The following is a 12,710-nucleotide window of genomic DNA, read 5'->3' as shown; positions in this document are numbered from 1 at the left end:
GCCGGAGGTCATCCTGCCTACTGCGCTCGAAAGGACGGGGACGAAGTGCGCCATGGGAAGTGCGGAGATTAGGGGGGATGCGGATCTAGTCGACGAGGTTGGGAACGATGGAGGCGTCCCGGAACCGGGCGATTGATTTCATTCAGGGAATTTTGGAAGACTTTCGCGTGCCACCCGCAGACGCCCGAGGCCTCTCCGCCTAGCGTTGCAAGCGGCGCGTGTGCGTGCATTCGTGTTCACCGGCGGGAATGTTACGCTTGACGAAATGGCCGCCATTCTCGCTAGCGCGATTGGAGAGATTCGCGCCATTTGCGACCGCGAGGCGCCACCTTTCGTTTATCACATTGGCAGTGCTGGCAAGCCTCGCCGCATGCCCTAGGGAGAATTCAAAATGGCTACGAAGCTCAAGCGACGCGGGTTCAATCTGGATGTGAAGTCATTCGTCGGCAACGACGGCCGCAACTACATCGTTTTCAGATCGACCCGCGGCTCTTACCACGCCTTCGTAGAAGTTGAAGCCAAGCAGGCTGCGCGTGAATGCGGGGCGGCGGCGGAAAAGAACACCAGAGAAATGTGGAAGACGGTTTGGAGGAAGACCTGACCAAAATTCTGTAGACCCGTCCTGCTAAGAAGTACCAGCCGTTTCCACCTCCGCCGGATCGAGGTCTTCGAAATTCAACGCCTGCTTGCCGTCTTCTGCACGCGAAATCATGCGCTTTTGCAACTCCCTGCTTATCCACCCCGCTCTCTTCTTTATGAAGCGCTGAAAACTGTCTTCCCAGATTCCGTACTGGTCCAATTTGATGAGATGCGTGCGCATCGTTTCCTCCAGCTTCTTGTTCTCCCCGGCGAACTTGTGCATGTACTTTGACGGGGGCTGTGCGCGGATCTCCCGTTTGTTGAGGTAGTCGTCAACGATCGTGATATTCACGACGTTGTTCACCAGATCCCATGACACATCCGGATTGCTTTTCTCCATGTACGCTTTGGGAAAGAAATGGTGATAGTTCTTGCTGTTCCCCTGCTTGAGCCAGTCATTGTTGAGGGTCACGGCCGCGTCATTGCTGAAGGATCTGGGTCGCCGACTTGCGTACAGGCACAGGATGGCCTTGACGTAGCTACGCGAAGTGGTGAAGTAGCCGTTTTCCAAAATGAATTTCGGGCTGATGTCGATCGTATAGTCATAGTCCGGCAATTTCTCTTTGACGATCCGTTCCATTCGCTTGATGTCCTGGGCAAGCTTACTTTCCAGCGCGAACGAATACCTGGCGCCCAGCGCTGCCCGCCAGAAGAAATCCTGAAGATACTGCTGCCTCTTTCCGACAGGCTTCTTATCGAAATGAAAAAAGAAATAAGCAAATGGCACAACTAGCGCGTTGTAGGGAAGAATCTTCGAAACGGGCACATGCAGACTCGTGCGGAAATAGTCAACCGCACTTCTAATGGCGTCTACAACCTGATCCCAGCCGGCGACCACATCTCCCTTTTTCAAGCCGAGAATGTGCTTCTTCTGGCATTCGCCGACAAGAATGCATGACAGGGTTTGAAGTATGGTTTCCGCAGAAATGGTCTCGTAGTCCACTTCAGCTAACTCGCCAACAAGCTTCTTGTACCGTTCCGCTAGATCGAAGGTCTTCCCCGCGTCAAACGTTTTCGCCACCATGATTTCGAAAACCGAGAGCGGCTTGCCGCCAACGTTAAGGCGCGTGAATATTTCCGTGGCTATTTCGATCGGCGTTTCTCGAACCAGCACCGCAGAAAAGGTATAGGCCCGGACCCTGTCGCGTAACTCATCCAGGCGCTCGTGGAATTTCTCCGGGAAGTTTTTATAGAGCTTGGCCCCGCCGTCAATCAGGTCGGTGAGTTTGATGTAGGTGCCTTTCGGGTGCTCGTCTACGTCGGCGATTACAATCTGGTCGAAATCGGTCGCAGTAAGGTCAATGAATATTTCCGCGTAGTTCTCCTCGTGACCTTCGCGCTCGATCTTTAACCCTTTTAATCCAGCGAAGAGACTCGTGAGACGTTGTTGGCCGTCGAGTACGTAGTTCGTAAAGTCCCCCTTGGGGGTCGATGGCAGCTTTGCGTTCCCTAGATTTCTGATCGAGCGAAGCTCCTCTTTTGTCTTCCACAAGATAAAAGTGCCAATTGGATAGCCCTTGACAATGCTGTCAAGGAGCCCAGCGACCTTGTCTCGGCTCCACACGAACTCTCGTTGAAACTGCGGGATCTTTACGAGTCCCTTTTCGATATCCGACAGGAGTGTCGAATAGTTCATGGGAACTGGTTCTGGAAGATTCATAGACTTCCTCTTTTATGTCGATCAGGCGCCGACTAAACCATGCCCCTGCGCCCGCCCGATTGCCAGAGCTGATTGCGTAGCGATTGCTATCTTAACTTGATCTGAAAAGAGAAAAGCTGATCGAGGAACTCCTCGCGGACCAAGCGCCACGGGTATCCGTGGTTTCTGATCCTCCCATTTGCCTTTTCCGACATCAGAAACTCGAAAACGATATTTCTATTTTCCACAAGCGCAACGAATCGCTCGATGCTCGGTCGCTCAAGATACGTCAGTTCTCTATAGTGGAAAACGCTCCTGGATTTTTTCTTCCGGATTTCAGCCTTGACCATTACTGCTCTCGAATGCTTCTCCTTTAGTCGTTTCTCGAGCGTGCCAAAGGTCCAATAGCCAAGCGCGTCGGCATGTTTGAGTAGATCGATCTTCCGATCGACCTCAACAATATCCAGCACTAGTCCACGATTGTTCGGGATTGTCTTTACCTGCGAATGGCAAACATAAAGTCCGTCTAACCCCAGCTTGCCAAGGATGCGTATACGGTCTTTGGCCGACTGCTTCCCAAGCCAGACGGGACCATGCTGGAATAGATTTATCTTTCCTGACGCGAATGCTTCGCCCTCCTTGATACCCTTGCACTTTATTTCGATTCCCTTGAAGTCAGCCCGCTTGTCGTTGTTCTCCTTGATGCCGAGATGCGTTTCAAAGGTGTACCCGATACCAGTGTCTCCTTCGCGTTGCGATTCCACCCATCCAAGTGCATTTACCTTGTCAAACTCCTCAAGCAATTCCGACAGATTCTTGTCCGTGGAAAAGGCTTCCGAATCGATCGGACGTACAACGAATACTCCAGGCTCCGGCGACGCTTCAATCCCGAAAGCAAGCTCGAAGAGCTCAGCGAAACGACCGTCCGGTGCCGAATTAACACAATCAAAGTAGTACGCGGCCGTTCCGTCAGTGTGGTGCGCACGCAGAAATACAATAAGCCGGGGCTCGTTTGCCCGGTCGTTGATCAATCCATGAAGACGAGTGATGCGGCGCTCTGGATAGCGCTGGTAATACTTGTAAGCGACAGTCGTTTCTCTTGCCGACAGCACGTCATAGGCAGAAAACTCCGCCGTGACATTCTGCTTCGGGTCGGGGATCTCCAGATCCGGGAAAAACGAGTACACATCATTCGGGACAAGTACTCCATGTCGACCGGAATCATCATTCGGGGACAGCACCTTCGCGAACACTTCCCCAGACCGAAGGGTTCTTCCGCTTCCGTGGACAAGTTCGGTCGCGAATTTGAGAAGTGTGTTCATGAGCTGTTCGTACGGTTTGGAGCCTTTTTGCGCAGATCATTCAATAACTTCTTCAAACCTCGATCGTTCACCTGACATCCCCAAATTAGGTGAGCGCGCCAACCGTCACGCCTAAGCTGTCTGCGAACTACCCGGTCTCTAGCCACGTTCGAGGAGAATTTCTTTTTCCAAAACGCGATATTGGACTTGGGCGTATAGGCAAACCTGCATCCCGCGTGCCTATGCCAGAAGCATCCGTGAATAAAAACAACGGATCCCAGCTTTCGTAGCACTATGTCTGGTCTTCCAGGCACATCCGAGGTGTGCAGGCGGTATCGATAGCCCTTCGAATGAAGGAACCTCCTGACGGCAATCTCCGGGGCGGTATTTGCTCCTCGAATGCCGGACATCATCCGGCTGCGCGTCTTCCTGTCTACAATGTCGGCCATCGGTCGGCGCGATGATACGCCGGAGCCGATGGCCTCGTATCAGCGGACGAGGCCCGGAAATTCGGGCTGCTGATAGTGCGGCTCGCAGATAAATGGCCGCATCACCCGCGCGGCCTCGCGAATCACAGGCACCACTACCGAGTTACCGAACTGGCGGTAAGCCCGCGTGTCAGACACCGGAATCTTGAATGTATCCGACAAACCCATCAGACGCGCGCACTCGCGGGGAGTCAGACGGCGAGGATTCTTGCGGCCAACCTGTTTAATGAGAATTTCAGACCCGTCTTTGTGGTACCTGGCCGAGAGGGTTCGCGTGACGTCATTGGGGCCAACCAGTCCGAAGCCAAAGCCGTTGCCCTTCGCCTTGTGCTTCGCTGCGTACGTCTGGAGATAGGCCCAGAGATGGTCAGTCAGCGTGTATTTGGGATCAACGCGACCCTTTATATGATCGAAATACTTGTCTCCATCATGGCCGAGGACGGGCTCCGAGCCATCAGTTCGATGAAGAATATCCTTCAGGCGCCGCACATTTTTCTCAGGAAGATCGAGAATGTCCCAATCAAAAGCCACGGAATCCTTGAAACCTGCAATGAGGATACGCTCCCGGTGTTGCGGAACAAAATGAGCTCCATCGATTACTTTGCAACGCACGGTGTATCCAAGCTCGCGTTCAAGCACGTTCTTGATTACTTCGAAAGTACGTCCATGGTCGTGCGATTGAAGATTCTTGACGTTTTCCAAGAGAAAAGCACGAGGCTCCTTCCGAGCAATAATCCGTGCAACATCGAAAAACAACGTCCCCTGAGTCTCGTCGGCAAAGCCGTGCAAACGTCCTAGCGCGTTCTTCTTCGACACCCCAGCAATCGAGAACGGCTGGCAGGGAAACCCCGCAAGCAAAACGTCGTGGTCCGGGATATCCATCTCGTTGACCTGCGTAATATCTCCAGAAATGCCGTGGTCACTTGGAAAGTTTGCTGCGTAGGTCTTCTGTGCGTAGGGATCCCATTCGCTCGTAAAGACACATTGCCCACCAATTTCTTCAAACGCGAGGCGAATGCCTCCGATTCCGGCAAACAGGTCGATAAATCTGAATGCAGCATTCGGAGTGGTCGGAGCTTCCAGCGGCAATAGGCGCTGAAGAGCGTGGACCAAGTACCCAGGGGGTTGGGACTGTCGCAATTCCCATCGCCGGACGGTCCGTATATCGACGTCCAAGTGTTTGGCAATTGCAGCCTGCGTATGGAGTTTCCGCGCCGCCTGAAGATAAGGCCACACCTCGGTAGATTGCGTATCAAGGCGAGTCATTGGAGTCCGCTGGGAATTTTTGCGGACATTATGACACCTTCGGTTCCCAGTCAAGTGACTGTGCTGATGGCGCCTCGAAGCGTGCCAATCAGCCAGTAAAACGACCTGCTATCGGTGCTTGCTGCCTAGTCAATCACCCCAAGGAATCTGAAGCAGGACAGGAGTATTCGACGTACACAGGAATACATGACGTATAATTACTACAAATTACTAATGTGTCTTATACATATGAGAAACAAGCGTGCCAAATTCGTGGAGTTGGCGACCAAACGGGTCAACCGGGCGATCAACGACATCCGGCTGATAGGCAATCTGTCCAACCGCTCCGCGTACGAGTACGGCGAAGAGGATTCAAGAAAAATCATCCGTGCGCTGCAGCGCGAGCTGGACAGCATCCGTGCCAAGTTCGCCGGCGGCGGCTCAGGCGGAGAAACCGAATTCACGCTCTAAGGTATGGGCCAAGCCACTAGGTGGATGCAATGAAAGTGTTTTTCCGCGAAATCGGACCCGACGAGGTCGAGCAGGAGATGACGCAGCGCGACCAGTTCAACACGGACGAGGTCGGGCTCGCGGAGACGCTTATGCGCGAGCCGCACCAGAACTCGATGGACGCAAGTGAAGCCGGCAACGTCGTCCGCACCCGCATCGCGATCAGCGAAACCGCGCCTGAGTTTCAGGCGTACTGGAAGGAAATGTTCGAACCGCTGCGTCCCCACCTCGAGGCCTGCGGCATCGATCTGACCGGCATTGACCTGTCCCGGCCACGCATCCTGGTGATCGAGGACTTCGGAACGAGCGGCCTTACCGGCGCATGGGACAAAAAGGACGACGGAAATTTTTCGGATTTCTGGCGCCGTGTCGGCCGTTCGCACAAGGGCGGCACCAAGGGCGGCCGCTGGGGACTCGGAAAGCTCGTCTATTCGAGTTCGTCGCAGATCGGCTCCTTCTTCGGCATCTCGGTAGCCGTTGACGACACGTCGGGCGCGCCGACGCTCATGGGACAGGCGGTCCTCAACATCCACAGGATCGGGTCCAAGGATTTCGTACCGCACGGTTTCTTCGCCGAGACCGGCCCGGGCGGAATTCCGCTGCCCGTCAGAGACCCGACGCAGGTGGAGGCATTCCGGCGCGCGTCCGGCATTTCACGGACAAAGGAATCCGGCCTCTCGATCGCAGTTCCCTTCATCCGCGACGGGTTCACGGAAAGCGCATTCATCCCGTTCGTGGTGAAGAACTATTTCTTCCCGATCCTTACCGGCCAGCTGGAAGTGACGGTAGGGTCGGAAACGATCACCGCAGGCACATTTGACGAACTCGCGCGCAAGTACGGAGGGCCCGAACTCGCCGACGGACAACTGGTCCGGTTCATACGCGAAATTGACGCGGCAAGGAAAACACCGCCGAAGGTCACGCTGAGTTCCACCTGGACCAAGAACATGGAAACGGCCCTCGACGAGGAGACGCTAAAGGAGCTGCGCGACGCCTACAGCGGGAAAAAGCTTGTGCACGTGCGTGCCCCCATCTCGCTTCGGCCCAAGAGCGGGCCGGTGGAGGCGACGCACCTAGATCTATTCCTCCGCCTAGCGGACGAGGGGGTTGCCGGCCGGGCGCTGGCGGTAAGGGGCGGCCTGACCATCCCGGGAGAGAGCCAGTCGTTCTTTGCCGGGCAGGTCTTCGGTGCGCTGGTCGCGCAGGACAAGCCCATCACCTCCTTTCTCGGCGATGCCGAAAATCCGGCGCATACACGCTGGACCGGGACCGCGGGCAAGCTCACAGAACGCTGGCGCAACCCTGCTCCACGCCTGCAGGAAATCAGGCGCAGCCTGAACGGCCTGCACGCCGTGCTTGCGAGGGCAATTGAACGCCTGGAAAACGACGCCCTCATTCACCTACTGTCGGTCAAGGAAGCCGGCCAGAAGAAACCGGTAAAGCACGACGTTATCAGGCCGCCGATCGTGCCGCCCATACAGAGCAAGCCCAAGCCCTACAGCATCGCGTCACGCGTCGGCGGCTTTGCGGTGAAGGGCGCGCCCACCCCGGCTGTGTCGTTTCCTATGCAGATCCGGGTGCGGGCGGCATACGACATTCTGCGCGGCAATCCGTTCAAGAAACACAGCCCGTACGACTTCGACATGATGAAGACCGACCTGCAGTACGACTGCTCGGGCGCCACGTATTCGGCCATAAGTCCGAACGAACTTGTCATCGAAGCGACGGATCCCGACTTTAGCGTGGAAGTAAAAGGCTTCGACCCGCGCCGCGATCTCCTCGTGCGGGCAACGGACTGAGGAGCCGGACATGAAACGACGCATAAATTCGACCGGCCGGAAGAACATTCCCCTCGACAAGATTGCAATCCGGCTCAAAGACGGCGCCCTTGGCGGCGCGCGCACATTTACGGTGAACCTAGCGAAGCTCACCGAGCTCGGTCTGGACGCGAACGGACGCGTCTACGTGGAACCGTACATCAAGAGCTCATCCATGCGCGTCAGCTTCGGGACTGTCGGTGCGCTTAGCGCACCCGCCGATACGCGCCTGACCGAGATCGACTCTGGCGGCGCGCTGCTGTTCCGGGTAATGGTCGTTGACGAGGCCGGCGAGGTCGGCAAGATCCTCGCCGCCGCAAATCGCATTCACCCGATTGACGACAGCGACGAGCAGGACGACCAGAAGGCTATCCTGCCCCTGCGCCTGCGCGACCTCGGGGAAGCCGTATGGCAGGTGGACATGGAAAGCGCGGACCGCCCCGAGCTGGTGATCAACAACCGCATTCCGTTTCTCGCGGACCGCCTCAAATCCGACCCGCTCCTTCAGGGGACCATCATCCCCCACGCGATGGCGGAGGTAATCAGGGCCGCTATGGCCGAGGACGCTGACGATGAACTCGTCTGGGTACAGGACTGGCGGAAGTTTGCGTCCGGGCTCCTAGGCGAGGAGATCCCCGAAGGACTGGAGCAGGAGGACCTGGACGACCGCATAGAGAACGTGGTCCAGAAATTCATAAACCGCATGAAATTCGCAACCAAGGCGTCGGTCCCGCCCGCGCCGTCAGCAGGAGTCGGCCATGACTGACACCGTACGCGTGTTCAACGATGCCGGCATCGAGAAATTCCGCGAATATCTTGCGTCGCTTCGGAGCGGGAGTCCCTCTACCGCTCCGGGCTGGCTCCTCACGGACGCCGGCACATCCGAACCATTCAATCCGCCGACGTCGATTGAGCGTGCGCCGGCACGTAAACCGTTCACCGACCGGTATGAATTCGGCGTGTACCTGAAGGACCGGTTTTCGTCCTCCGGCGTGGCGTCGATCTCAATGGACTACCGTCTCTGGAGCTGGCTCGCCCTGTACTACTTCGAGGAGCTCTGCCCCGCCGACAGTGCCGGGAACCGCGCTGTCCTCGCCGATGAAGCGTATATCCTCGACCGGAAGTTCAAGTTCGAGGAATACTACCGGCACCTCGTGCGCACCCCTTGGCTCGCGGTATGCCAACACGGGGACAGAAGCCGGGTGCTGCTGATCCCAGCAAGTACCCCCGGAAGCAGCCCCTTGAGCAGACGAGGCGAGATCATTGAGCAGCTTGCCGCGCGCCAGAAGATCCTCGGGAATCCGGCGATCGTAGCCGGCGCGTACCGCATGTATTTCGACGAAACTAAGGGCCGGCCGAAAAGAGGTTCGGGAGGATCCGGCCCGGGCTCGCCGCGCAGGCTTGCACTCCTCGTCCAGCAGCTTGAACTCACCTACGACCTGGCGGCCTGTTCACCTGACGAAGTTGTCGGCCTGCTTCCCAAGGAGTTCGAGCGCTGGGGCGAAAAACCCGCCGCGGCACCGGCAGTCTAGCGGCGGTACCGCTGTTTCCTGCCGATCTGGATGCCCCGGACGACCTGTTATTTCACCGCGTGCGGGCAGATGCGCCGGTAGTCGCACTCCGGGCAGACCTGCTTTGATTTAACCGGTACGAATTTCCCGGCCCGAATTCCGTCGATGCGGCCGCCCAGCACCTTCAGCGTTTCCTGCATCTCTGGCGGTCCGATCTGCACATCTTCCTTCTTCCCGGTCTCGAGATCCTGGATCGTCGCCTTCTTCGGATCGAGGTTGAGCGCGTCGCGTGACGCGGCCACGTAGAGCCGCACCTGGTGCTGGCTGTCGGGTTTGTACAACAGCGCGTTGTCCGATTTGAAATCGACGACCTCAACCTCCTGTACCCTGCCGTTCGCATCCAGCCGCTTGATCAGGTCAATCTGCCCGTCGATCAGCGTGTCGCCGATCGCCGCCTCGAAACTTTTCTCCGTTTCGAGGATGGTCGGAAACTCGTGTGAGTGATTTCGCACGTAGTTCTGGACCACCCTGACAGCTGCCTTCTTTGCGTTCTTGCTCATTGCGCCTGGCGCATAGCGGAGATAGAAATGCTTGTCGACCAGCTTCTTTACGTGCCTGTCGCTCAGCGTTTTGTCCCTGTATCGCGTGTGGATGAGGTTCAGAATGTTGTGGATCTGGGTCCCATATCCGAAGGCGGCGGGAACGCCGGCGTTGTAGCCGAAGAAGTACCTCAGCTTGTAGTCGTAGCCGCAGCGCCCGTACGCCGTCAGCTCCGAAAACGTGGTCGCGAACGCGTGGTCCGGCTTTCGTTCGGCAAGCCCGGACCTGGGCGGCCGCAGTACCTTGGGTGCGGACAGCAGCTTCGGGTCTAGCTCTGCGACCATGACAGCAGGCTCGCGCGGTTTTTGGACCGTATTGTCCTGCTCCATCCCGGAAAGAAACAGGTACTTCTGCGACCGTGTCACGGCAACGTAGTAGACGCGGCGGTCATCCTCTTCAGTACCGTCGTACCGTGCCGAGTTGAACAGCTTTGCCGGAATGAACGAAGCCCTGGGATTCGGCTTTCTTTTCCTGTTCAAGTACGGGATGAATACGACCGGAAACTCAAGGCCTTTCGCCTTGTGAATGGTCATCACCTTCACGCGGCCCGTAATGCCACCGATCTGCGTTCCAGGTACGGCGTACGAATACTGGGCCCACGCAGTGACGAACCCGCGGAAATACTTGTATTCAGAATGCCGAAGCCGCTGCCAGACCTTTTCATAGTCAGACACGGCGAGGCTCAGCGACGCGAGATAGAAGTGCTCGGCATCGGTGAGGACCGTCTGCGGAATGCCAAGTTCGCCCAGCAGCTCGTGGAACAAACCCTGGAGCCCAAGGTCAGGCAGGTAGTCCCGATTCCCTTTCCTAGCAATGGCATCGAGCCTTCTTTTCATCGCCCTGATCCGCCGCAGGATCTCGGCCTTAGCCGGCACAGTCCGTGTTCCGTCCCGCAGATTTGAGAGATAGAGCCCGACCATGGTGTCCAGCGGTTGAGTGGGAAGTCCAAATACCCAGTCGAATATGTCGAGCACCCCGAGCACGATCACCTGGTCGAAAACCGACTCGCCACTGTCAACCACATAGTCGATCCCTGCTTGAACAAGGAACGGAAGAAGCCGTTCAACGTCGGCGTTGCTCCGCACCAGTATCCCGACGTCGCCAAGGCCGAGCGCGAACTGCTTTCCGTCCTTCCCCGTGAAATCGCTCCCGACGAGCTCGCGGATACGCCTGGTGATGAACCGCGCCTGATCGTCCTCGGTTTCGAAATGGCTGTACTGGATGTCAGTCCCCTGATGACCCATCCGGCCCCTCGCAATCATCTTTTTTACCAACCGGCTCCGGTTGTGCGCGATGTAGCCGTTCGCAAGCGACACGATTCCAGCTGTGCTGCGGAAGTTGTCCTGAAGCGTCACGGTCTTGACGTTTGGAAACGCTTTCGGAAAATTCTTGATGTAATCAACGACTGCGCCGCGCCAGCCGTAGATGCTCTGGTCATCATCGCCAACGACCGTAACGCGGGTATCCCGCCCGGCCATCGCCCTGATCAAGCGTTCCTGCAGGCCGTTCACGTCCTGGTACTCGTCCACGACCACATAGCGAACTTTCGCCTGGAAATCCCTGCGCGCAGTCCTGTCCGTTTCGAGCAGCGTCACCAGCTCGTGGATCATTGTCGAGAAATCAAGATATCTGTCCTCGGCCAGAGCGGCGCGGTAGGCGTCGATTGCCTCCGCCATCCGTGGATCAATCTTCGTAAGCCTCGAGGCACTGATCCCCTCGTTCAGGAACACTTCGACCGCGCCGATGAACCGGGTGACCGTAACGAATTTCGTCAGTCCGTAGGCTTTCTCAAGCCCGACTAGATTCAGCCGGTTGTAGTAGTTAAACGGCTTCGACAGATAGGCGACCCTCGCCGCCTCGTCGAGCACGTCGTAGGACCGATATTCGGGACGCAGTTCCTTTAACGCTTCGAAGCAGTACGAGTGAATGGTCCCGGCATACATGTCGCCTAGGCCGGAGGTGCCGGGTACCATCTCCTTCAGGATGTAACGGATGCGGGCCTTGAGCTCCTCGGCAGCTTTTTCGGTGAACGTGAAGGCTACGATCGTTGACGGAGCAGCGCCCCTGCGGACAATTTCCGCAATGCCTCGCGAAATGACTTCTGTCTTGCCCGATCCCGCGCACGCAATGATCTGCACGTTGTGCGACCGCATGCTATCGATGGCTCTTAGCTGTGGCTTGGTCAGTCCCGCCATTTGCCCCTCGTAGTCCAGCAGGAATTCTTGGCCGTCCCTGCGTCCCGCACTTCGGGCACTCCCCGGAGGCAATTGCGCCATCCCCGAGCATCGAATATTGCCACTATTAGGAGAGCTTTCCTCAGTAATGGCTCTTCCCAAGAAACACGTGTCTTACATCGCCTGCGGCTTATTCACCTGTCCATCAGCCGGGGCGTGCAAGGCAAAGCGTGGGTCCCCGATTTAGGCGACAGGGGCCAGCTCGATTTCCTGCAGCAGATGCAGCGGATTTTCGACGAAGGCGAGTTCGTCGCGACGTACAAGTTCGCCCTGCTCATCACGTTGATGGAGCTGGCGATCGAGCGCGGCGACGACACCGGCGCACCCCTCGAGCTGGAGCTGCACTCCATCGCGGAGAAGTTCATCGAGCAGTACCGGGTCGCGCTTGGCAATCACGTCCGCAGCAAGTGGATACATATGGAACGCGGCGGGAACAGCAGCGCGAGGCCCTTATCCCGGCGAACGCAAGTCACTCACCTTGGATCCGCCTCCATCCCCACCAGCTCCTCCCCAAACTTCAAACTCCACCCCTCACTCTCATGCGGCAACCCCGCCATCACCTCGTTATATCTCTCAGCGAGATCGCTCGCGAACGCCCGTAGCGCCTTCTCAACCGGAGCATTCGCCATCCCCAACACGTTTTGCAGCCCCCAACCCTCGGCGAACGGCTGGCAATCCAACCTCACCACCCCCACCCTCCTCCCCCCAACCCTCTCCCTCACCACA

General features: G+C 57.2%; 12 protein-coding genes. 5 read left to right on the top strand and 7 right to left on the bottom strand.

Going from position 1 to position 12,710, the window contains the following annotated elements:
- The first annotated feature begins 391 nt into the window (after positions 1-391).
- Entirely contained in the window at positions 392-601 is a 210-nt protein-coding gene (locus WD823_RS12890; protein ID WP_368429906.1) for a hypothetical protein, read from the top strand.
- A 24-nt stretch (positions 602-625) separates the two neighbouring features.
- Here WD823_RS12890 and WD823_RS12885 read toward each other — a convergent pair whose 3' ends face one another.
- From WD823_RS12885 to dcm, 4 genes are all read right to left on the bottom strand, one after another.
- Positions 626-2,299, bottom strand: a complete 1,674-nt coding sequence (locus WD823_RS12885) for a DUF262 domain-containing protein (protein WP_368429905.1) — start codon at positions 2,297-2,299, stop codon at positions 626-628.
- 86 nt (positions 2,300-2,385) lie between these two features.
- Positions 2,386-3,531, bottom strand: coding sequence for an MvaI/BcnI family restriction endonuclease (locus tag WD823_RS12880; protein ID WP_368429904.1), 1,146 nt, complete (start codon positions 3,529-3,531; stop codon positions 2,386-2,388).
- Positions 3,532-3,596: 65 nt separating this feature from the next.
- The gene (locus WD823_RS12875; protein WP_368429903.1) at positions 3,597-4,028 is read right to left on the bottom strand and encodes a very short patch repair endonuclease; all 432 of its coding nucleotides are present in this window, start codon (positions 4,026-4,028) and stop codon (positions 3,597-3,599) included.
- 39 nt (positions 4,029-4,067) lie between these two features.
- The gene (gene dcm, locus WD823_RS12870) at positions 4,068-5,333 is read right to left on the bottom strand and encodes a DNA (cytosine-5-)-methyltransferase (RefSeq protein WP_368429902.1); all 1,266 of its coding nucleotides are present in this window, start codon (positions 5,331-5,333) and stop codon (positions 4,068-4,070) included.
- Positions 5,334-5,585: 252 nt separating this feature from the next.
- Here dcm and WD823_RS12865 point away from each other — a divergent pair, with 252 nt between their 5' ends.
- Genes WD823_RS12865 through WD823_RS12850 form a run of 4 tightly spaced genes read left to right on the top strand, consistent with a single transcriptional unit; the run spans position 5,586 to position 9,171 of the window.
- Positions 5,586-5,783, top strand: coding sequence for a hypothetical protein (locus WD823_RS12865; RefSeq protein ID WP_368429901.1), 198 nt, complete (start codon positions 5,586-5,588; stop codon positions 5,781-5,783).
- A 29-nt stretch (positions 5,784-5,812) separates the two neighbouring features.
- Complete coding sequence (locus WD823_RS12860) at positions 5,813-7,621, top strand: hypothetical protein (protein WP_368429900.1); 1,809 nt, start codon at positions 5,813-5,815, stop codon at positions 7,619-7,621.
- Positions 7,622-7,631: 10 nt separating this feature from the next.
- Entirely contained in the window at positions 7,632-8,405 is a 774-nt protein-coding gene (locus tag WD823_RS12855; protein ID WP_368429899.1) for a hypothetical protein, read from the top strand.
- Entirely contained in the window at positions 8,398-9,171 is a 774-nt protein-coding gene (locus WD823_RS12850; protein ID WP_368429898.1) for a hypothetical protein, read from the top strand. Before WD823_RS12855 ends, WD823_RS12850 begins: the two co-directional genes overlap by 8 nt.
- 47 nt (positions 9,172-9,218) lie before the next feature.
- On the opposite strand, the gene WD823_RS12845 is transcribed toward WD823_RS12850, so the two are convergent.
- From WD823_RS12845 to WD823_RS12835, 3 genes are all read right to left on the bottom strand, one after another.
- Positions 9,219-11,945, bottom strand: coding sequence for an ATP-dependent helicase (locus WD823_RS12845; RefSeq protein ID WP_368429897.1), 2,727 nt, complete (start codon positions 11,943-11,945; stop codon positions 9,219-9,221).
- A 222-nt stretch (positions 11,946-12,167) separates the two neighbouring features.
- Positions 12,168-12,401 (bottom strand): hypothetical protein, encoded by a 234-nt coding sequence (locus WD823_RS12840; RefSeq protein WP_368429896.1) that lies wholly within the window; start codon positions 12,399-12,401, stop codon positions 12,168-12,170.
- Positions 12,402-12,457: 56 nt separating this feature from the next.
- On the bottom strand, positions 12,458-12,710 hold a 253-nt coding region (locus WD823_RS12835), incomplete at its 5' end, for a hypothetical protein (RefSeq protein ID WP_368429895.1).

Origin of the sequence: Sulfuricaulis sp. (genome assembly GCF_040901545.1) — a bacterium.
Classification (GTDB): domain Bacteria; phylum Pseudomonadota; class Gammaproteobacteria; order Acidiferrobacterales; family Sulfurifustaceae; genus Sulfuricaulis.
Note: the sequence above shows the minus strand (reverse complement) of the source record. Positions and strands in the feature narration are given on the sequence as shown.